This window comes from Alteromonas gracilis, assembly GCF_002993325.1.
Classification (GTDB): domain Bacteria; phylum Pseudomonadota; class Gammaproteobacteria; order Enterobacterales; family Alteromonadaceae; genus Alteromonas; species Alteromonas gracilis.
Genome location: NZ_PVNO01000031.1, coordinates 416730 through 438667 on the forward strand (window position 1 = coordinate 416730; position 21938 = coordinate 438667).

Consider the following 21938-nt stretch of genomic DNA (forward strand, 5'->3'; position numbering starts at 1 on the left):
GTAAGAAAAATCGCTAATTCGTAAAGTCTAAGAAGATCGAAAACCCTGCGCTGAAGTTTACGCTAAGACATTGCGCAAGAGCGAAGTGAAAAGTGTATCTAAACATTAAACGCGCTTAGGCTGATTACTTCCTGCACCTATCTTAAGGTGTAACAAGTAAACCTAACTAAGGTTTTGCCGTATAAGTGCTAAAAGTATTAACAAGAACCATCAATGACCCCACTTTCTTCAGTCTTTGCCCGTTGGTTTGAACAAAAAGGCTGGCAACTTCGCGATTATCAACACACCATGCTGGTGGAGAAAGACCAGCATGACTGTACATTATTGATTGCACCCACTGGAGCAGGCAAAACTCTGTCCGGCTTTTTACCTAGCCTAGTCGAGCTTGCTGAGATGGTAGAAGACGAGGCACCAATCGAGACCTCTGAAACGAGACAGTTTTCTAGGTTGAGAGAAACTGACGAACTCGTCGAAACAAAGGCTACAGATAAACAAGCAAAGAAAGGAAAAGAAAAGGGTGGTTTCAACGGCCTACATACCCTTTACATCTCGCCGCTAAAAGCGCTCACGCAAGATATCCACCGTAATTTGTTGCAGCCCATTGAAGAAATGGCGCTGCCGATAACGGCCGAAACACGCACTGGCGATACGCCCTCGCACAAGCGCCAGCGCCAGCGTAAAAAGCCTCCAAACATACTACTTACCACACCAGAATCGCTCATGCTGATGTTGAGCTATGCCGATGCCGATAAGCTTTTTGGCAAGCTAAAGCGTGTCATAATCGACGAAACGCATAGTTTAATGGCCAATAAACGCGGCGATTTTTTATCACTTGCTCTCGCACGGTTAAGCGTGCTTTCTCCAAACTGTAAGCGCATTGGGCTGTCTGCCACCGTAGCATTTCCAGAGACTTTGGGCGCTTGGCTGGCTGGCAGCGACAGTGTAGCTAATATTATAAAAGTGAAAGCGGGTGAAAAGCCTAAAGTTGAAATGTTGCGCTCTAAAGCGCGCATGCCTTTTGGTGGCTTTATGGCTCGCTACGCTATCGACGATATCTATCAAGCCATTGAAAGTGCTAAGACTACGCTGGTTTTTGTAAACACCCGCGCTCAATCAGAGCTGTTGTTTCAAATGTTGTGGGAGGCAAATAAGGCTGCGCTACCCATTGCACTGTATCACGGTAGTTTGAGTAAAGAGCAGCGCCGGAAAACCGAAGCCATGATGGCAAGCGGTATGCTGCGGGCTATTGTATGTACGTCTGCGCTTGAGCTCGGTATTGATTGGGGCGACGTAGACAAAGTGATTCAAGTCGGCGCACCTAAAGGCGTAAGCAGGCTGCTGCAAAGGATAGGGCGAGCGAATCACAGGTTAGATGAGCCGAGTGAAGCGTTACTTGTACCTGCAAATCGTTTTGAGGCACTGGAATGCCGGGCGGCGATCACCGCAATTGAAAAAGGAGAGCTAGACGGCGAAAGCCCACAGCCAGGCGCGTTAGATATTATTCCCCAGTTTATCTTGAACTGTTTGTGCAGCCAAGCTGCAAGCCCTGATACTTTATATCAAGAGATTCTCACTGCTACGCCTTATCAAGGGCTAGATAGAGATGATTTCGATAAGCTGTGGCAGTTCACCCAAGACGGCGGTAGCGCATTAAACGCGTATGAGCGTTACCAGCGGCTGACAAGAAACGACGATGGCACTTTTTCGCCAGCTAATCGGCGTGTTATTCAAAGGCACAGACAGAACATAGGCACCATAGTTGAAGCGGGGCGGCTTAAAGTAAAGCGTATCCGTCGAGGAAATCAAGGCAAGATTATCGGAGAGGTGGAAGAGTATTTCGCTCAACAATTAACACCGGGAGATACCTTCTATTTTGGCGGAGAGGTGCTGCGCTTTGAAGCTATTCGCGATATGCAGCTTCACGCCAAACCAGCAAAAGCTAAAGAGCCTAAAATTCCAAGCTACGCGGGTGGCCAAATGCCGCTGTCTACCTATTTAGCGGAAGGTGTTCGCGCTATCTTGGCCAATCAAAACACATGGAAAGCATTACCAGTGCAGGTACAAGAGTGGCTTAACCTTCAGCAGGCCTTTTCTGAGTTACCTAGTCCTGAGCGGGTTCTGGTGGAGCAATTTCCATTTAGGCAAGCGCACTATACCTTGTATTACACCTTCGATGGACGAAAGGCAAATCAAACTCTAGGTATGTTGCTAACTCGGCGAATGGAGAAAATGGGCATCAAGCCTTTGAGCTTCAGCGTGACCGACTACGGATTATCGGTAGCATCAGTAAACGCCATCACGCAAAGTCAGCTTCAACAGCTATTTCAGCCGGATATACTAGGGGACGAGCTAGAAGATTGGATGTTACAGGCGCCTATGCTTAAGCGTTCGTTTAGGCAAGTGGCGGTGGTAAGTGGGCTGACTGAACAGCGCTATCACGCCAGCCAAAAAACTATGAAGCAGGTTACCTTTTCAACTGATCTTATTTACGATACGTTGCGTGAACACGACCGCGACCATATTTTACTCAAAGTAGCCCGGGCTGATGCTGAGCGAGAGTTACTCGACTTGCGCCGCCTGGCAAACTTACTTATTCGCTACGTAGATTCAGCAACTCTGGTGAACCTTGAAAAACCTTCGCCTATGGCTATTCCTATAGTACTTGATGTGCGCAGTGAACAAGTAAAAGGCGCTGGTGCGCAAGCTATTATTGAGCAAGCTAATTTATACGCCGAAGCCGAAACCATGCTAGACGAAGTTCGAGCGTTGCTTTCAGGGGCTAGCGTTGAATAGGGTGAAACTTAATAGAATATTCAAACATCGCTTTCCCATATGGACGATTTACTTCACGCCTGATGCTTTACTTAACAAACATTTGCGGTAAGTCCGTTGAACAGGAAAGCTTAATAGTATTTCGCTAAATAAACGCGCAGCTTTACCCCGGTAATAAAAACTCACAAACGAAAAATAAAGAGGATAATTTGGCAATAACCGACGCGTGGCTGACTGAAAAAGTCAGTCAGCGCCAAATCACAATTACGAAATATGCAGATTACCTGTGGTTGCTAGACGCACGCGGTGTGGCGTATTTACCCGCATGCGATTGGCTGATTGTGTCTGATCTTCACTTAGAAAAAGGCAGCTATTTACGCAGCTATGCCAACCCCTTACCCAGTTTAGATTCCACCGCCACGCTTAAGCGCCTAGAAGGCATTATTGATGATTACCAGCCTAAGCGCGTAATCAGCTTAGGCGATAGTTTTCACGATAAGTACAGCATGTCTCGTATGACTATTGAAGACCGTCAGCACTTATGTAGGCTTGTTGATAAAGTGAAAGAGTGGATGTGGGTGGAAGGTAATCATGACCCAGATCTGCCAGAAGGCATTCCCGGTACGCCATGTTTTGAAATAGTGCTAGATAACATGGTGTTCAGGCATGAACCAGAAATGTGCGAAACTCGTGCTCAGGTTATCGGTCACTACCATCCCAAGAATCGCACCACAATTTCTCGCCGTCGTTACTCTGGTAAATGCTTTACTAACAACGAAAACTTACTTGTGATGCCAGCCTTCGGCCAGTTCACCGGCGGGTTAGACATAGACGAAGACGTCATGCTAGCGCTTCTTCCCAAGCCGACCCGTCAGGTTTTCACGCTTTACGACAACATTATTTTTAAAGTGTGAACCACCCAAATAGGGTCAGAGTACATTTCTACCGCGGCAGAATTAAAAAAGGGGTCAGAGTACATTTCGCAGTTATTGCTGCTTCGAAAAAATGTACTCTGACCCCCGTTTATTTAGGTTAGTCGCGCCAGCGTTTGGTTAGTTCGTCGTAGGCATCTATGCGGCGGTCGCGGAAGTAAGGCCAAATGCGCTTCACTTGCTCGGTGCGTTCCATATCAAGCTCTACTGTTAGAGTTGTTTCCCCTTCAGCGTCGGCTTTGGCCAAAATCTCACCTTGTGGGCCTGCAACAAAGCTTTGTCCCCAGAACTGAATACCAGGGTCACCTTCAACAGGTGAAGCCTCAAAGCCAGTGCGGTTTGCCACGATAACTGGTACCGAGTTTGCCACAGCGTGAGAGCGCTGAATGGTTTCCCATGCACCGTGCTGACGCGTACGCTCTTCTTCTGTGTCAGTTAAATCCCAGCCAATCGCGGTAGGATAGAACAACAAGTCTGCGCCTGCCATTGCCATAAGGCGTGCCGCCTCTGGATACCACTGATCCCAACATACCAATACGCCAAGCTTACCTACGCTGGTTTCAATAGGCGTGAAGCCCATATCGCCCGGAGTGAAGTAAAACTTCTCATAAAAGCCTGGATCGTCGGGAATATGCATTTTACGGTATTTGCCTGCAATTTCTTTACTGCGGTCAAATACTACGGCAGTGTTGTGATACAACCCTGAGCCACGCTTTTCAAATAGCGACGTCACTAATACGATATTGTGCTTTTCAGCGAGTTCACCGAAAAAGTCTGTCGCTGGGCCTGGAATTGGCTCAGCCAAGTCAAAGGCGTTAGTATCTTCTTGCTGGCAAAAATACAGGGTGCTGTGAAGTTCTTGAAGAAGAATACACTCGCAGCCTTCAGCCGCTAATTTGGCGATTTGTTTGGCACTTTTATTCCAGTTCGTTGCTTTGTCGTTATCAGCAACGGCCTGTTGTACCAGACCCACTTTTAGCTTAGCTGGGCGCATGTAATGACACTCCTTTTTTTAAGGTGGTGATAATTGAATCTTTTAATGTATTTGTAGGCACTTGCATGGAAATACAATGCAAGCTGCCGTATTGTCTTACGAGTACACTGCAATCAATTGGTTCAACAATATGATTTGGATGTGCTCTTTTTACTGTTTCAATGGCTTCTGCGTCTTCTTCTTCACCATAAACAGGCAGTAAAATAGCGTTGTTACAAATCAAGTAGTTAGCGTACGATGCCGGCAAGCGATCCCCTTCATCATTTACAATATTAGGCAGCGGTAAATGAAACTGTTCATGCTCAGGCAGTTCAAGGGCGCACTCGTCACACAATGCTTTTAACCCTTCAAAGTGACTATCGTTAGGGCGGTTGTTACAGGCTTGAATAACTAAGCCTTCGTTTGGTGTAAAGCGCACAAGGGTATCGATGTGACCGTCAGTGTCATCGCCTTCTAAATGACCATTTTGCAAAACAGTTACCTTGCTGCAGCCCAGCATGTCTTTAAATGCATCTTCATAGGCACTTAAGGACATATCGCCGTTACGCTCAGGGTTAAGCAAACACTGCGCGGTACTCAGTAAATGCCCGTTTTCATCAATCTCTAACGCACCGCCCTCTGCCACAATAGGACTGCTGCGTAGTGCAGATTTACACATGGCGGCAAGATAACGCTGATTGGCAAGGTTATCCTCAGCAGCATTAAACTTATTACCCCAACCGTTAAATCGGAACTCTACTGGTGAGCCATTTCCATCACTGTCTTTGCAGGTAATAAAACCATAATCTCGCATCCACGTGTCATTATATGAAGCAGGAACGATTAGCACTTGTGCACTTTCAGGCAGACGAGATAAAACGTTGTCAACATCATCAGGCGCACACAATAAAATAACACTCGCATTATTGCGATTTACTGCCGAGATCACGTTAAGGTAGGTCGTTCTCGCTTCTTCTAGCCATGGAGCCCAGTCGGTTTGTGCATGCGGCCATGCCAGCATGACAGCATCGATGTCATGCCATTCAGGTGCCATAATACGGTTGCCGTGCATAGTAAAATTCCAAATAGCGTAAAAATAGGGTTCGGATTATAGCCATGCCCCAGCAGTAGACCAAGGCAAATGGCGATGAAATTAAATGGCTGTGACGATTACTTTATTACATTGGTCTACGCCTGTTATATGACGCGACAGATATGCTTTATTTCAAATGCCGCCCACCGTTGAGATGAAGGGTTTGCCCAGTCACATATTCACTATCAAATAGGTAATTCATCGCTTTCACGGCTTCTTGCGCGCCAGGAACTATTTCAAGTAACGACTTTTTAAGAGCTTTCTGTTTATAGGCTTCATCGTCATTTTCATTAAACATAAGCAAAGCAGGAGCAATGCTATTTACTTTTACCTGAGGAGAAAGCTTTTTTGCAAACGATAAGGTGAGATTGTGCAAGGCAGCTTTACTTGCTGCATATGCCATGTGCTTTTCGCTGCCCGTTTCTTGAATGTAATCAGTCATATGAATGATATCGGCTTGGCCTTCATACTCGCGTAGCGCATCTTCTAGCGCTAAGTTAATGCGGTAGGGTGCGATAGCGTGAATCATCATCATTCGCTCTATGAGGCTCTGCTTATCGCTACTGTCTTTTTCTTGTGCCCAATCGGATGCATTATGAATAACGGCCCGATAGGTTTTACTGATTGCCTTAATCTCATCAATTGCTCGATCAATAGCCGCCTCAGTGCTAAAATCAGCTTGTAAAACTGTTGCGCCTTTATCCTTAAGCATCGTGATACTCGGGCGTGGTGTTCGATACGTCACCACTACATGCTGGCCTTGTTCAAGTAAACTTTCGGCCATGGCTAGTCCAAGACGTTGGCTAGCGCCTGTTATAAGTACAGGTGATTTCAAGATGATGTCCTTCTTAAATAAGCAGTCGCAGTTTTATTATTGTGTAAGTAGCACTATCGGTAGCAACAACATTAAATAAAAGTCATGTTGTTGTATAACCGAACTTTTACGAGTAACTCAGCGTAGAAGTTCAAAAAAAGCAGTAACAACGGATAAAGCAATGTTAGCAAAAGAAGCGGTAATTGTGCGCGACGCACTGGACCACTCTATTTCAGAATCAGCACAACGTGTACGAGATGCATTAGAAGCCAAAGGGTTAGAAACGCCAATGGTAGCTAATGGGCTGACAGATGAACAGAAGCGAAAGCGGATTGAAAGTGCCATGCGAGATGTTATGGACACGCTTGGTTTAGATTTGGCTGATGATAGTCTTTGTGACACGCCAGCGCGAATCGCTAAAATGTATGTTAATGAGATTTTTGGTGGGCTGGACTATCGAAAGTTTCCTAAAATTACTGCTATCGAAAATAAGATGCAGATTGATCAGCCAGTGCAGGTTTCGGACATCAGCCTGACCAGCACGTGTGAGCATCATTTTGTCACTATCGACGGCACTGCTACGGTTTCTTACATTCCTAAAGACACCGTAATTGGGCTTTCAAAAATAAACAGACTTGTCGGCTTTTTTGCGCAGCGCCCCCAGGTGCAAGAGCGGTTAACTCAGCAAGTGCTCGTGGCATTGCAAACGCTCACGAACACTGAAGACGTTGCAGTGAGCATAAATGCCACGCACTATTGCGTTAAGGCGCGTGGCATTCGAGATACGAACTCATATACAAAAACGTCTGCATTAGGCGGCCGTTTCCTTACAGACAACGAGTTAAAGCGAGAATTTTTCCGTTAGGCTTACCCCGTTGCTAGCATTAAAAAAACCGCTGAATTCAGCGGTTTTTTGTTTAGAGAGACATGAACTAACCTAGAAGAGAAGGTTACTTGATGACATTGTCGTTAATAACCTCATCGACGATAAGATTTACGCGTCCTGCAATCCCGTCAGCGGGGGTGAGGCTTAGTATCTTGTTACAGCAGCTGCATGACTCATGCTGTTCGTGATACATGTCGCGAAGACTGTCGAGTTTAAAATCATTAATTGCCCCGCAATAAGGGCACATGTATTCCAAAGCGCTATCACTTTGCATCGTTCTATCCGTTACCATGTTAAACATATCCATATGACACAATTCGAATTTCGCCGGCGGCTTAATTCAGAGAAGTCCTGCTAATAGTATTCCAAGAAGTCTTAGCAAGAATTAACCTAGCAAGTATTAAACCAAACCTATTGGTGAATGCATTTTCTCACTTCCTGCGCTTTCAGTGGTCTAACGTGTCGCACACTTCCAAACATGTGAAATAATCACCAACACACCTAAGTATAGTAGTAATTTTTTCATTTGCTTTTGAAACTATGGGATAGTTGTTAAGTTGTTGACGTGAATGAATTTAAATTGTTTGCTGAACAAGTCCCAACTAATCTGCTAGCTGACGCTAGAAATTAGTTGGGTGTAGTTTATAGAAAGATAATTATGCGGGAAGTAGCCACATTTGTTGAAACGGGGCGAGTAGCAGTGCTGAAGAGTTTATCTCGACAGTTTCACCAGTAAGCAAATCTTTACTGGCAGAGTGCTTAAGTGTTGCCAAAATGCTACGGGATAGTGATTGAGGGTGTTCACTGAAGTTACAAATAGCAAGAAGCTTTTCCCCTTCAGTACTTTCACGCAAAAAGGCGAAGCAATGCTGATTGTCAGTTTCTAGTATATGGGTTTTAGCCTGACCAAAGATGGCGTTCTCCTTCCTTATCGCTATCATTTGTTGAAGACCTTTAAAAACGCGCAGGCTTGCAGATTGCGCCGTATTCGAAGGTGTGGTTTCACCTAGTGCAAGCTGGGTGTCTTCGTTAGTCACAGCGATCCGATTTACCCATCTGTCATCGTGTTTCTTGCTATCGTCATCACGGTAGCTGTAGTCATTAAGCTTTCCAATTTCATCACTTGAATAAAGCAAAGGAATACCGCCGATACTAAACGTAATGCCGTAGAGCAATAGCATGCGTTTTACTGCTTCGTCTACGCCCTGCGCGTCGTTATCGTTTAGTGCGCCTTCCAAGCCACACAGTGATGCAAGCGACCCGCATACCCGGCAATCGCCGTTAGAAGGGTTTTCAGCAAAGGGTACGCCGTTTGCGAAGCTTCCTTCGAACCTTCCGGTGTAAAATTGATTGAGAAACAAACGATGATCGAACGGATTAATGCCAATGTCGTGCGCGACAGCATCGTCGAATGTCCATCCTATATCATCATGACAGCGCACATAGTTAACCCATGTACAGTCATCAGATATTGCAAAACTCTTTTTCATTGAGCTGGTTAAAAGTCGCGTTTTGCGCGTTGCCAGCGAGTTCCATAGCAACGCCATTAACAGTGGATTGTAAGACAGCTGACACTCGTCTTTATCGATATATTTAAGTACCTCATCGGGATGTACGATAGCTTCTGACTTAAATACCACGGCGGGCGCTACAATTTGTAGACAACAGTTAAACGCTTGAATCAGCACGTGTGCTTTTTCTTGGTTTTCGCAGTTTGTGCCCAGTTCTTTCCAAATAAACGCCAATGCGTCTAAACGTAGCGCAGCACAGCCCAGGTTTGCAAGAAAAAGCATTTCTGAAGTGATTGCATTAAATACTTCTGGGTTGCTGTAGTTAAGATCCCACTGAAAACTGTTGAATGTGGTCCACACCCACTTTTCCATTTGCTCATTAAAGGTAAAACTGCCTCTTCTTACCTGTGGAAAGATTTCTCTAAGCGTATGTTCGTACTGATCTGGAATCGTTCTATCATCAAACAAGTAGTAATAGTTTTGATATTGTTTGTTACCGTCTAACGCCGCTTTGGCCCAGGCATGCTCATCTGAGGTATGGTTAAAGACGAAATCGAGAACAAGATTAATCCCTTCTTTCTGGAGTGCGTCAGCAAGTTTTTCCAGATCTTTGACCGTTCCTAACGTTGGATTTACCTTTCGGTAATCCGAAACTGCATATCCGCCGTCACTATCACCTTTAGGGGCATCGTATAAAGGCATCAAATGAACGTAAGTAACACCAAGTGCTTTAAAGTAGTCAATTTTGTCGTGTAGGTCGTTGAGCGTCGGTCCCATCAAATCGACATAACAGGCCATTCCGACCTGTTCTTCATCGCGATACCATAAGGGGGAGTCGAGGCGTTGGCTATCTAACTTTTTAAGTGCAGGCTTTCGGTTTTTTAAACCGTCTCTTAAAATTTCAACGAGCTTTTGTAAATGGAAATAGCAGTCGTACTGATGACCATAGACGTAAGTATATTTTTCAAAAAGACGAGGAAAATGCGCCTTCAATCGACGAGTGAATGTCGTCGCGTCTTTCTTTGTAAGGCCAGATAAATCGGTAGATGCCAAGATTCTGTCTAAACATACACCACTGTCAGCAGCATAGCTCATAGAAAACTCCAAATTGTTACACACTTGTATGCTAAGTTAGCCTATCCAAATTATCGGGTTTACAGGCTTTTTAAATTCTGTTAACTTTTATCTTAAACGATTAAGCTTATTTTTCAAGGTTATTAAATCGTTATTTTCTACAAAATGAGTACGTGAAACAGTAAACGTATTTTTATGAATTTAAGAAAGGTTAAGCTAATCCTTTCGCCAGTGTAATTGCGAGACAAAATATGCCTAATCAGGACTCTAGTAGCAGAATTATCAGGTGGTTGACATACCTTATGTTTATGATGTTTGCAATGACATCAGATTCTGTAGGGGAGATAATCAAAGAAGTAAAAGTGGCGTTTTCGGTCACTAATGCACAAGCTAGCTTGATGCACTCACTCCCTATGCTGGGTATTGCACTATCAGGTCTATTTTTGGGCTTTTTAGCCGATAAGCTAGGGCGAAAGCCTACCATTATCATAGGGCTCGCGCTTTTTGGTCTAGCATGCTACAGCTTCCTAATTGCCAACGACTTCATGCTTATTGTGAGTCTAATGAGTCTTTCTGGTGTAGCCGTGGGTATCTTCAAAACGGGTGCCCTTGCGTTAATTGGTGATATATCGTCATCTACTAAACAGCACACAGCTACCATGAACGGCGCAGAAGCATTCTTTGGCGTAGGTGCAATCATTGGTCCGTTAATTGTTGCATACCTCATTCATCAAGGCGTTGCATGGCAGTGGTTATATGTCATTGCCGGTGGTGTTTGCACCGTACTCATTGTGGGGGCGTTATTAGTTAAATATCCTGCTTATACAAGAAACACAGGAAACGGTGAAGAAAAGGTATCTATAGCACAAAGTCTGAAATTGGTTAAAAATCCCTATGCGCTGGGTTTCTCGATAGGTGCATTTCTCTATGTTGCTGCAGAAAGTGCGATTTATGTTTGGATGCCAAGCTATTTAGTGTGCGATGCAACCACACTTAAGGCGACGTATGATTGTTATACAGAAGGCTTTTCACAAACGTTGGCCATATATTCAGTGACCGCCTTCTTTATTCTTCGAGCTGCAGGACGGTTTGTAGGTATCTGGATGATGTCTCGTTTCAACTGGGCACTGGTGTTGATGCTATTTACCGGCGCGATTGTATTGTGTTTCGGTATTGGTTTGTGGGGCGGAAAACAAGTTGCCCTGTTCTTATTCCCTCTGACAGGTATTTTTATGTCGGTCATATACCCAACCTTCAACTCCAAAGGGATAAGCTGTTTTCCTAAGCATCAGCACGGCAGTGTAGCCGGCGTTATATTGTTCTTCACCGCCGCAGGTGCAGCCGCTGGGCCGTTTATAATGGGGCTTGTGAGTGACGCTAATGGCGGCGATGCTAAATACGGTTTTATGGTGGCAACAGGGTTCGCGGCGTTGCTATTTGTGGGCTTGGTGTATAACTACATTAAGAACCCTACAAAGGCGCGTTTGGCTGAAATAGAGGCAAGCGAATACGCTAACTAATGTTCGTTTTTTCTTAGGCTTGTCGTCAGCAGGCCTTACTTTCTCTTAAACAGTGCCGGGCTAAGTTCCGGCACTGGTTTTTCTTATCATTGTTGTTTACTCTTCACCTATTCAAGTATCACCGCTAATTGTACTAACGCTAAATGGATGAATTAAAACAAGCGCAAGCGCTATACGACACACTGGTTGAATTTGCAGTGACCTACAGCTTCCAAATTGTAGGTGCCATTATCATATTCTTCATTGGTTGGTGGGTTGCCAACAAAATAGGCCATGTGGTTGAAAACCTAATGGTAAGCAAAGGCATTGATGTCACGCTTAGTCGTTTCACTGGTGGTGCCTGTAAATTGGTGGTGCTTGGGCTTGTCATCATAATAGCGTTAGGCAACGTTGGTATTAGTGTTACGCCACTCATTGCTGCGTTAGGCGCAGTGGGCTTGGGGGCAGGCCTTGCCATTCAGGGAATGCTGGCAAATTATGCGGCTGGATTCACCATTATCATCACTCGCCCCTTTGTTGTGGGAGATACCATTCGCGTTCGTGGGGTTGCCGGTGTTGTCGACCAAGTGATGCTGCCCTACACCATACTTATCGACGAAGATAATGTGCATATTCAAATTCCCAATAAGTTAATTGTGGGCGAAATATTGCACAACTCTGCAGAAAATATGCTCATCGAGCTGGAAATCGGTGTTGCGTATTCTAGTAATGTAGACAACGTAATTGACGTAATTCGAAACGCGGTTAAAACCGTTGACGGTGTAAGCACCGAAAAGTCACCGGCCATTGGCGTTGATAACTTTGGCGATAGTAGCATCAACTTTGGAATTCGGGTGTGGGCACCCGCGGTCAGGCATTTCGAGGTGCGATATGCGCTCAATCAAGCTATTTTTAACGCACTTCAACAGCATGATATTGATATTCCATTTCCGCAGCGGGAAGTTAGAATGCTCGATTAGTCCAAATGATCAGACGTTTTAACCAAAAAATGCCGAATAAAGACACGCTTCTATTCGGCATTTTTTTAATAAAAGAACGCCCTTTAGCGCTCATATAACTCTAGAGGTAAACCGTCAGGGTCTTGGAAAAACGTAAATCGTTTGCCGGTGTATTCATCAATTCTTACCGGTTCGCATTCCACGCCCTTATTCGTTAAGTGATTAATCACTTCATCTAAATTGTCGACTTTAAATGCCAAGTGCCGGAGCCCTTGTGCTTCGGGGCGTGATGGCCTTTGCGGTGCGCCTGGAAATGAAAACAATTCTATTTGACTACCGTCAGGCAAGCCCAAGTCGCATTTATACGAATCCCTGGCTTCTCGGTAATTTTCATCAATGATAGAAAAACCTAAGACGTCCGTGTAAAACGCCTTTGATCGCGGGTAATTGCTACAAATAACAGCAACATGATGAAAACCTTTCAACATACTATTTCCCTCGTTGATTGTTATGGCATCTCTTGGCCGCGAGCTACCTCAAATAGCTTATACCAGTGCTCTCGGGTCAGGTGGACACCCATCGCTTTCTGACTAGCTTTAATCCTTTCAACGTTGGTGCTACCCAAAACCGGAGCAATATTTGCGGGATGGCGCATAAGCCAAGCCAACACAATAGCTTCGGGTGTCGTTTGATATTCCCCCGCTAGCTGCGCAACCAAATCAGCCGTGGCTTTATCGCTACTCGTTTCTGCCGTGGCGCCTGTATACTTGCCTTGGGCCAAACTTCCCCATGCCTGCAGTTGTACATTGTTCATCATGCAATATTCAAGTGTGCCAGGCGCGTACCCGATGTTACGGTTTGCAGCATTGTTGGTTGTAATACCGTCTTCTAACCAGTCTCTAAAACCCAAGCTCATTTCTAACTGGTTGGCGACTATCGGCGTTGAGAGCGCTGATTGAAGATAGTTAATTTGGTGCCCGTGCATGTTTGATACGCCCACATGCTTAATTTTTCCTTGCTGTTGTAAAAGCTGTAGTGTGCCCGCGACTTCTTCTAACTCCATTAATGGATCAGGGCGATGAAGCAATAAAACATCAAGCTGCTCTATGCCTAAGCGTGAAAGAATACCTTCCACTGAGTTGTGGATATGGTTCGCAGAGAAATCGTAACGCTTTGGTCCCAAATCATCTTCAAAGCGTATTGCACATTTTGATTGGATGATCATGTTGTCTTTTAACTCGGGCGCTTCTTTCAGTGCCTCACCAAAGGCAGTTTCGGCTTTGCCAAAGGTATAAATATCGGCGTGGTCAAATACGTTAATATCTAGGTCTAAAACGGTGTCGATAATGGAGCGGGCTTGGCTTATATCATCTTTTGTGACAGGTGAATTATTCCAACCTCCACCGAGCCCCATGCACCCGTAAATTAATCGGCTTGCGTGTGGAAAATGTGCGTTCATTTGTTCTACTTCCTATTCAAAATATCGAGTGGACAAGACGTTAAGGCACTCGTTATTGGTATCAATTCGTTGTTACTCGTCAGGCACTGTAATATGAGGGCACTCATAATAAAAGTTTGATTAGGCGAAATTATTTTTTATAACGACAGCTGGCTTATATCGGATGGTTGAGCCCACATTAAGGGGCAATGTTCTGTTGAGTCAAGCGGCAGGCTGTGTTGAGTAGCGACGCGTCTTTGCTATAAACACATTTACGGAGAGAGAAAACATATGTTTAAAAAGCTGATTTTTGCGCTGGCGAGCGGGATTTTCCTTTTGGGTATATCCGGATGTACTGGTGTACCTGAAAAGGTTACACCGGTTAATGAATTTGAGCTTCCTCGTTACTTAGGTAAGTGGTACGAAATTGCAAGATACGACCATAGTTTTGAGGAAGGGTTGAGCGATGTAACAGCAACCTACAGTATGCGCGATGACGGTGGTGTAAAAGTCATCAATCGTGGTTTTTCTAAAGAAGACAACGCTTGGGATGAAGCGGAGGGCAAAGCGTACTTTGTAGATTCCCCTTCAATCGGACACCTTAAGGTCTCTTTCTTTGGCCCATTTTATGCGAGCTACGTAATCATGGAGCTAGATAAAGAAGGATACCAATACGCGTTAATCACCGGCCCTGATAAAGACTATCTTTGGATCTTAGCTCGCACGCCTTCAATTGCTGATGATGTGCGTTCTCAGCTTTTAGATGCAGCCACAGCTGCTGGCTATGACGTCAACAAGCTAATTTGGGTAGAGCACGAAAAAAATCAACCATAGCCCAAAACCGAAGTTTCGTTCTGCGCGCAAAAATTGTGAGTTGTGCTATTATTGCGCGCAAAATATCCCTCTGTTTGAATAAGTACTAAGAGAGACAAGGCATGCAAACGCTCACCATTACCACGCCAGATGATTGGCATCTTCATTTTCGCGACAACGAAATGTTGGCAGAAACCGTTCCGGCAACCGCGCGCTGCTTTCAACGTGCTATTGTAATGCCGAACCTTGTGCCGCCTGTGGTTAATGCTGATATGGCGATGGCATACAAAAGCCGTATTGAGGCTGCAAGACCTAGTGGCAGTAGCTTCGAACCATTAATGACCCTGTTTCTTACTAATCAAACAACACCTCAAGATATTGTTGACGCCAAGCAAGCCGGTGTCACGGCGTGCAAGTTGTATCCTGCGGGAGCAACGACGAATTCTGACGCGGCAGTAAAAGGTATTCAGGCTTTGTACCCTGTATTCCAAGCGATGCAAGAACAAGGTTTGTTGCTACTCATTCACGGTGAAGTGACAGAGCACCACATCGACATTTTCGATCGTGAAAAAGTGTTTATCGATACACACCTAGGCCCAATCGTTGAGGCGTTTCCAAAACTAAAAGTAGTGTTTGAGCATATTACGACCGCAGATGCGGCAAGTTTTGTTGCAAGCGCGAGTGACTTTGTTGGAGCCACCATCACCCCTCAGCATTTATTACTAAATCGCAACGACCTTCTCGTGGGTGGAGTACGACCACACAATTATTGTTTGCCAGTACTTAAACGCAATACTCATCAAAAAGCGCTTCGTGATATGGTGGCAAGCGGCAATAAAAAGTTTTTTCTAGGAACAGATTCAGCACCTCACGCGAAACACAAAAAGGAAAATGCATGTGGCTGTGCGGGTTGTTACAGTGCGTGGTCGGCAATTGAGCTTTACGCAGAAGTGTTTGAACAGCTAGGCGCAATAGACAAACTAGAAGGCTTTGCCAGCCATTATGGTGCAGATTTTTATGGTTTACCGCGAAATACAACTACAATGACATTAGTTAAAGAGTCGTGGATGGTGCCAGAACAAGTTACCTTAGCTGATGGCACCGATATGGTCCCATTCTTCGCCGGACAAACGTTACAATGGAAACTAGAAAAGGCTTTCCAAGCCTAATTGTACTCATTGCTTGTTTAAGTGCCCTGTGGATCAATTCTGCAAGGGCACAGGTTCTTATTCAGTCCGATACCCATGACTTGCAAAATGTGTTTTCTCAACCTCTGCGAGAAAGCATCGATGAGTATGCCCGTATGGTGCTGGAAAATGCCTTATCATCGGAGCAAACTGAGCTGCTACCTATGTCAGATGAAGAGCAGGCGAGCCCTCGTCTCTATCTTAATCTAATTAGAACGGCAGATAATGAGCGGGAGTATTATTGGATATCTCCATTGTTTGCTTTTGAGTGTGGCGAGACCGTGCCCTGTACGCCGAACGCAGGGAATCAGCTAAAAGAAGTCGCGGTCAGCTATATTGCTATCGATAAAAATTCCACCTCTTTCCAATTTGCAGAACGCGTAAGCGAAAAAATTAGTGAGTATAAAAACTCTGAGGGCTTTCACCTGCTTGCTAATAATGTGAAATCTACGCTGTCAGTGAGCTTTTCCGAGATAGAGCTAGCCTATGGTCTTTTGAGTCTAGTAGGTCAGTTGGATGCTGATGCAAGCAACCTTTGGGTAATTGCAGACGTGGTTCCACTCTTTTCTGAAAAGGGGGAGCGGGGCAAGTTAAAAGGCATCGCTGCCGACCTTGTTAATAGCGTTCTCAAAGAAATTTCCTCGCCACAAGATATATTGTCGGCACCTTGGAAGCGCATTGCTAAAGAGGCGATGTCTAAATCGAACGTTTTGGTTTTTGCCGTTATTCGTACGGAAGAGAGAGACGATGTGTTTCACTGGATAACGCCGGTGTCACGCAATCTGCACGGGCTCTTCGGCATAAATAAACCCCATTTTGAAAGCTTTGATGATGTACCGCGAACATTCAGAGTAGGGACGCTATTAGAAGACTATCGCTATAACGTTGCCCTTGAAAATGGATTTAAAGTAAGCGCCTATGACTCTTGGAATGAGCTAGTTGAAGCATTATTTAACAACGAAATAGATACGATTTTCGGTTCTCAGGGCGCGATTGACTTTGGATGCAATCCAAATGAGTTTAAATGTGAGACAATAACACTTTCAAGTAAGTACGATATCTCAACGGCCTACCTAGCACTATCCAAGAAAGACACCTGTGTTTTGGTTTTAGAAAAGCTCAAGTTAGCGGCGGCCGATGTGAAAATGAGTGATGAATTTAATGAGCGGCTTTCTTCATGGAGTGACATGGTGTCCCAAGAATACGGCATAGCTCATCATACCGAACATGGTGTAGTGCACCTTTGGAACCCAAATTAATGACAGTTGAAACAGTAAAGCAATTAGATATAAATCCCGCCATCGCAAAGGCGCTAGACTCACAAGGTATACACCAGCTCTCTCCCATACAGTCGCAGTCACTCCCAGAGGCATTGCAGGGTAAAGATGTTATCGGTCAGGCCCAGACCGGCAGTGGCAAAACGCTGTGCTTCGTGATCCCCGCGTTGCAGCAGATAGAAGTGAATGACTTCACCACACAAGCAATTATGCTTTGCCCTACGCGAGAACTGGCTGAACAAGTCGCGCAACAGTGCCGTACTGCGGCAAAAGATATCGGTAACATCAAGGTGACCACCTTGTGTGGTGGTCAGCCGATGGGGCCGCAAATTCAATCGCTTAAACATAGCCCGCATATCATTGTAGGCACGCCAGGCCGCGTAATGGATCACGTTGAGAAACGCCGCATTGATTTACGTAATGTAAAATTGCGGGTTCTTGATGAGGCGGACCGCATGTTAGACATGGGGTTTGAAGATGACCTGCGGGTTATTTTTGGTCAAACGCCAAAGCAGGTACAAACTCTGTTGTTCTCTGCCACCTTCACCGAACAAATTGAGCGTGTGGCTAAGCAGTACCTGCATAATCCGGTAACTTGCAAAGTAGAATCTCAAGAGAATAAGCCTGCAATAACTCAGCTGGGCTATAACGTATTACCTCACACGCGCACGCAGGCACTTAAAGCGGTGTTGACGGAATATCAGCCTAAAAATGCCATTGTTTTCTGTAACCGTAAAACTCAGGTCAATGACGTTGTAGATGAATTAATTGAAGACGGTTTTAGTGCGAAAGGGCTTCAGGGGGATATGGAGCAGCATCAAAGAACCTCTGTGTTGATGCAGTTTGCTAGCGACTCATTGCAAGTGCTTGTTGCTACGGATGTAGCAGCCCGTGGATTAGATATAGACGATGTTGCCTGTGTTATAAACTACACCGTGAGCGAAGAGCCTGAAACCCATATTCACCGGATAGGACGCACAGCGCGAGCAGGTGCAAAAGGCATGGCTATCACTCTGGTAAGTGAAGAGGAAGAGCATTTTTTAAGAAAAATAGAAGTGCTACAGGAAAGCGACATTCCACTTAAAGGCGCGCAAAGTTTACGGTTCCATAAAAACAAAATTACTCAGCCTGAGTTCACCTGTATTTCATTAAGTGCAGGTAAAAAAGAAAAACTTCGTCCTGGTGATTTAGTTGGGGCGCTGACCAAAGATGCGGGGATTCCTGGCGATGACCTAGGCAAAATCGCAGTTCAAAACAGTATGAGTTTTGTCGCTGTAAAAGCGCGTAGCGTGAAAAAAGCCATGACGCAGTTTCGAGAGGGTAAAATTAAAGGGAAGCGTATTAGAGCTAAAAAGCTTTAAACAAACCATAGCGTTAAACTAAAAGAGCGTAGCGTGATAGCTGAAACCGACTTAAGCGTGTTACTTAAAAACTTAAATCCCGTGGCGAGTAGTGAAAATTATGTTTTCACTACACTGCCTGCCGACAAGTTATCAAGCACGCTTGTCTCGGTGGCTAAAGGTATGTTTCAGGAACGGGAGGGCACAACGCTCATCCTGCCAGTGACTGCGGCCAAGCAAGCTAATCTGCAATTTGAAGGCTACTACCGCTGTATAACGTGTGAAGTGCATTCAAGTTTGGATGCGGTAGGCATGACCGCAGCTATGTCCACCGCACTGGGTAATGCAGGAATTAGCGCAAACGTGGTGGCCGCGTACTACCATGACCATATTTTTGTGCCAGCTGAAAAAGTCGATGTGGCGCTAGACGTTTTAACGTCGTTGTCTAACTAATCCTACCTTGTCTCTTTTCGTAAGAACGCGCTAGTAAGGCCCACCGTTAAACAATATTGCGCGGCATAATACGTCGTCATAACCCAAAAGGCTGATAGTGGAAGCGGCGTTTTAAAAACCGACTGGGCGAGAATGGCATCTGAGGTCACAAAAAGCATAGCGCCAGTTATAATTAGTTTGGTTCGTGCTAGGCACACTGCGGCTAATCCCATTACCGTGATAACGCTAATATAGGCGACGACAGGGTAAAATAAGCTTTTCGATGCTGGCAGGATATGGGCAGCCATCAGCGTGGCGAAACTAACGATAATAATACTAACTAGCCACTTAGTTTTGTGCGAAATAACATTGTCGGTGTGTATTCTTTGTTGACGGCAATACAGCGAAGCAAAGCATACGGCGTAGGATAAATGCGCGAGGAAAAAGCACGATAATCCAGTTATAAAACTTTCCTCAAACGGTATAGCCAGACTGATATCTCCAGCCATGCTAAAAAGTAGTGCAGCCAACACGACATATCGCGGCGTACTATCAAGCTTTATGAACGCAAATACCATCAGTACACCAATGGGAAGCGCCTTAGGTAGAAATTGTGCGGCATAAGGCGAAAACGGCAGCGTCGCTAGGTAAAGCAGCGCCAAGATCATAAAAACGATAGTTGCTCTTACATTCATATTTAGTTATCTAAAACAGCTTAATTCTATTTTTGTTACACCACAAAAAAGCCCCAGTTTGACGAACAAAACATGGGGCTTTAACTGTCGTATTATCTACGCATGGTTATGTGTGCAAATTACCAAATTTTCACGCGTTCTTCTGGTGGTAAATACAACGCATCTTCTTCGGTCACGTTAAACGCTTCGTAGAATTCAGGCACGTTGCGCACAGCACCGTTAGTGCGGAACTTGGTAGGCGAATGAGTATCGGTTTGTACTTGGCTGCGCAAGGCTTCTTCACGGTATTTGCTGGCCCACACTTGGCCGTAACCAATGAATACACGCTGATCGCCAGTGAAACCATCTAGTTCAGGCGCTTCCTCACCATCAAGAGACAGATGATAAGCTTTAAGTGCGATGCTGATGCCGCCAAGGTCGCCGATGTTTTCACCTAAGGTATATTCACCGTTTACGTGCAAATCAGGCAGCACTTCAAACTGATTATACTGTTCAATTAAGTTTGCAGTGCGTGCTTCAAACTCGCCCCGATCTTCATCAGTCCACCAGTTTCTCAGAACGCCGTCACCGTCGAAAGTTGACCCTGAATCATCAAAACCATGGCCAATTTCGTGACCAATTACCGCGCCAATACCACCGTAGTTAACCGCATCTTCTGCGTTCATATCAAAGAACGGAGGTTGCAGGATAGCCGCAGGGAATACAATTTCGTTTAGCGGTGGGTTGTAGTAGGCATTAACGGTTTGTGGGGTCATGCCCCATTCATGGGTCCACACTGGGCCACCTTGTTTCTTCAACATTTCCTCGTATAGCACATCTGAAGAACGCTTTAAATTTCCAAATAGGTCACTGGCATTAACCGTCAGAGCTGAATAATCTCTCCACTGGTCTGGGTAACCAATTTTCACGGTAAACTTAGACAATTTGTCCAGCGCTTGCGCACGAGTTTCATCTGTCATCCAATCAAGATTTTCAATACTTTCTTTGTAAGCCAACAGCAGGTTGTTAACCATTTCCATCATGCGGTCTTTCGCTTCTGGCGGGAAGTGCTGTTTTACATAGACCTTACCGATAAGTTCACCAACGTGGGCATTTGAAAGGCTCACTGCACGACGCCATTGTGGCTGCTGCTCTTCTACGCCGCGAAGCACTTTGCTGTAGAAGTTAAAGTTTGCTTCATCGAGTTCGGCGTTCAGACGGCCGGCAGACGCATTTAACAAGCCCCATTTAAGAAACGTCTTCCAGTCCTCAAGTGAGGTTTCAGCAATAACGCCATCAATGTTTTGCATGTAGTCTTTTTGTAAAATGCCGAGTGAAGGAATGTCGCTAATGTTAGCTTCAGAAAGGTAAGCGTCCCAGTCGAACTTAGGCATTAAGGCTTTGAGCTCTTCAATGTTTAGCTTGTTGTAATTGGCAGCAAAGTTACGGGCTTGCTCTTTTTTCATGTGCAGTTGAGCAATCTTCGTTTCTAGCGCGAAGAGCATATCTGCGCTTTCTTTAGGCGCCTCGAAGCCCGCTAGCTCAAACATGGTTTGGATATGTTTAACGTAGGCATCACGAATGGTTTGTGACGTCTCATCGTCCTTGAAATAGTACTCGCGCTCAGGAAGCCCCAGTCCCGACTGCCACGTATACATCAAATATTCTTTCGGCGATTTAAGATCTGGATATTGGGTTAGGCTAAATGGTGTGCCGTAGCCATAGCGAGCAGCGTATGCGAAGTACTCGGCAAGGTCGGTATAATCTTCAATAGCATAAATCTTGGATAGCTCAGGTTTTAGCGGCGTCGTGCCAAGCTCGTTGCGGGTCTCCATGTCCATATAGGCACGGTAGAAATCTCCCACTTTCTGTTCGTCGCTTCCCGCTTTAAAGTCACCTTCGGCAGATGATTTTATAATGTCCATTACGTGATCTTGTGCTTCATCGCGAAGGATCACGAAAGAGCCGTAGCTCGATTTATCTGCTGGTATTTCAAAATTATCAAACCATTTGCCGTTTACATAGCGGAAAAAGTCATCACCTGGGTCAACAGACAAGTCCATATTTTCTTTTATGACACCTGAGGAAAGCTGCTGTTGAGCCTCTTTAGTGGCCGCGCTTTGTGTCTGTTGTTCTGTGGACGAATTTTGTGGGCTACAAGCCGTTAAGGCCAGCGCCACGCTTAAGCTTAGAACGCTACGTAACATGTCGAGTTTTTCCTTTTTATTTTATCGGTAGTGGTGACATCTACCGTTAATTTGTTT

19 protein-coding genes are annotated in these 21938 nt (G+C 45.1%); 10 read left to right on the top strand and 9 right to left on the bottom strand.

Going from position 1 to position 21938, the window contains the following annotated elements; genetic code table 11:
• The first annotated feature begins 213 nt into the window (after positions 1-213).
• Both C6Y39_RS18485 and pdeM read left to right on the top strand, forming a co-directional pair.
• The gene (locus C6Y39_RS18485) at positions 214-2793 is read left to right on the top strand and encodes a ligase-associated DNA damage response DEXH box helicase (RefSeq protein ID WP_105932666.1); all 2580 of its coding nucleotides are present in this window, start codon (positions 214-216) and stop codon (positions 2791-2793) included.
• A 188-nt stretch (positions 2794-2981) separates the two neighbouring features.
• Positions 2982-3686, top strand: a complete 705-nt coding sequence (pdeM, locus tag C6Y39_RS18490) for a ligase-associated DNA damage response endonuclease PdeM (RefSeq protein ID WP_105932667.1) — start codon at positions 2982-2984, stop codon at positions 3684-3686.
• 118 nt (positions 3687-3804) lie between these two features.
• On the opposite strand, the gene C6Y39_RS18495 is transcribed toward pdeM, so the two are convergent.
• The 3 genes from C6Y39_RS18495 to folM form a co-directional block, all read right to left on the bottom strand.
• Positions 3805-4698, bottom strand: coding sequence for a carbon-nitrogen hydrolase (locus tag C6Y39_RS18495; protein ID WP_105932668.1), 894 nt, complete (start codon positions 4696-4698; stop codon positions 3805-3807).
• Positions 4685-5749: an agmatine deiminase family protein gene (locus C6Y39_RS18500; protein WP_105932669.1), complete on the bottom strand. Its 1065-nt coding sequence runs from the start codon at positions 5747-5749 to the stop codon at positions 4685-4687. The genes C6Y39_RS18495 and C6Y39_RS18500 overlap by 14 nt, the downstream gene beginning before the upstream one ends.
• 148 nt (positions 5750-5897) lie before the next feature.
• A complete protein-coding gene (gene folM, locus C6Y39_RS18505; RefSeq protein ID WP_105932670.1) occupies positions 5898-6605 on the bottom strand; it encodes a dihydromonapterin reductase in 708 nt (235 codons plus the stop codon).
• A gap of 160 nt (positions 6606-6765) precedes the next feature.
• On the opposite strand from folM, the gene folE reads away from it, so the two are divergent.
• Positions 6766-7449, top strand: coding sequence for a GTP cyclohydrolase I FolE (folE, locus tag C6Y39_RS18510; protein ID WP_105932671.1), 684 nt, complete (start codon positions 6766-6768; stop codon positions 7447-7449).
• 85 nt (positions 7450-7534) lie between these two features.
• Here the strand turns inward: folE and C6Y39_RS18515 are convergent, their stop codons facing one another.
• Together C6Y39_RS18515 and C6Y39_RS18520 are read right to left on the bottom strand one after the other, a co-directional pair.
• Positions 7535-7777 (bottom strand): CPXCG motif-containing cysteine-rich protein, encoded by a 243-nt coding sequence (locus tag C6Y39_RS18515; RefSeq protein WP_105932672.1) that lies wholly within the window; start codon positions 7775-7777, stop codon positions 7535-7537.
• A 349-nt stretch (positions 7778-8126) separates the two neighbouring features.
• Positions 8127-10076 carry an alpha-amylase family glycosyl hydrolase gene (locus C6Y39_RS18520; RefSeq protein WP_105932673.1) on the bottom strand — a complete coding sequence of 650 codons (1950 nt, stop codon included), beginning with the start codon at positions 10074-10076 and terminating at the stop codon, positions 8127-8129.
• Between the two features lie 281 nt (positions 10077-10357).
• Here C6Y39_RS18520 and C6Y39_RS18525 point away from each other — a divergent pair, with 281 nt between their 5' ends.
• Positions 10358-11575, top strand: a complete 1218-nt coding sequence (locus tag C6Y39_RS18525; protein ID WP_105932674.1) for an MFS transporter — start codon at positions 10358-10360, stop codon at positions 11573-11575.
• A gap of 143 nt (positions 11576-11718) precedes the next feature.
• Positions 11719-12534, top strand: coding sequence for a mechanosensitive ion channel family protein (locus tag C6Y39_RS18530; RefSeq protein WP_105932675.1), 816 nt, complete (start codon positions 11719-11721; stop codon positions 12532-12534).
• 83 nt (positions 12535-12617) lie between these two features.
• Here C6Y39_RS18530 and gloA2 read toward each other — a convergent pair whose 3' ends face one another.
• Both gloA2 and C6Y39_RS18540 read right to left on the bottom strand, forming a co-directional pair.
• Complete coding sequence (gloA2, locus tag C6Y39_RS18535) at positions 12618-13001, bottom strand: SMU1112c/YaeR family gloxylase I-like metalloprotein (protein ID WP_105932676.1); 384 nt, start codon at positions 12999-13001, stop codon at positions 12618-12620.
• A 20-nt stretch (positions 13002-13021) separates the two neighbouring features.
• Positions 13022-13972: an aldo/keto reductase gene (locus C6Y39_RS18540; protein WP_105932677.1), complete on the bottom strand. Its 951-nt coding sequence runs from the start codon at positions 13970-13972 to the stop codon at positions 13022-13024.
• Positions 13973-14242: 270 nt separating this feature from the next.
• Between C6Y39_RS18540 and C6Y39_RS18545 the strand changes: the two genes are divergently transcribed.
• The 5 genes from C6Y39_RS18545 (at position 14243) to C6Y39_RS18565 (ending at position 19021) form a co-directional block, all read left to right on the top strand.
• Positions 14243-14785, top strand: a complete 543-nt coding sequence (locus tag C6Y39_RS18545) for a lipocalin family protein (RefSeq protein WP_105932678.1) — start codon at positions 14243-14245, stop codon at positions 14783-14785.
• Positions 14786-14886: 101 nt separating this feature from the next.
• Positions 14887-15933 carry a dihydroorotase gene (pyrC, locus tag C6Y39_RS18550; protein WP_105932679.1) on the top strand — a complete coding sequence of 349 codons (1047 nt, stop codon included), beginning with the start codon at positions 14887-14889 and terminating at the stop codon, positions 15931-15933.
• The gene (locus C6Y39_RS18555; protein WP_105932680.1) at positions 15903-17210 is read left to right on the top strand and encodes a substrate-binding periplasmic protein; all 1308 of its coding nucleotides are present in this window, start codon (positions 15903-15905) and stop codon (positions 17208-17210) included. The genes pyrC and C6Y39_RS18555 overlap by 31 nt, the downstream gene beginning before the upstream one ends.
• Positions 17210-18589 (top strand): ATP-dependent RNA helicase DbpA, encoded by a 1380-nt coding sequence (gene dbpA, locus C6Y39_RS18560; protein ID WP_105932681.1) that lies wholly within the window; start codon positions 17210-17212, stop codon positions 18587-18589. The genes C6Y39_RS18555 and dbpA overlap by 1 nt, the downstream gene beginning before the upstream one ends.
• 33 nt (positions 18590-18622) lie before the next feature.
• Positions 18623-19021, top strand: a complete 399-nt coding sequence (locus C6Y39_RS18565) for an ACT domain-containing protein (protein ID WP_105932682.1) — start codon at positions 18623-18625, stop codon at positions 19019-19021.
• A 2-nt stretch (positions 19022-19023) separates the two neighbouring features.
• On the opposite strand, the gene C6Y39_RS18570 is transcribed toward C6Y39_RS18565, so the two are convergent.
• A complete protein-coding gene (locus C6Y39_RS18570) occupies positions 19024-19695 on the bottom strand; it encodes a lysoplasmalogenase (protein WP_105932683.1) in 672 nt (223 codons plus the stop codon).
• A 119-nt stretch (positions 19696-19814) separates the two neighbouring features.
• Positions 19815-21881, bottom strand: a complete 2067-nt coding sequence (locus C6Y39_RS18575; protein ID WP_105932684.1) for a M13 family metallopeptidase — start codon at positions 21879-21881, stop codon at positions 19815-19817.
• Positions 21882-21938: the final 57 nt, after the last annotated feature.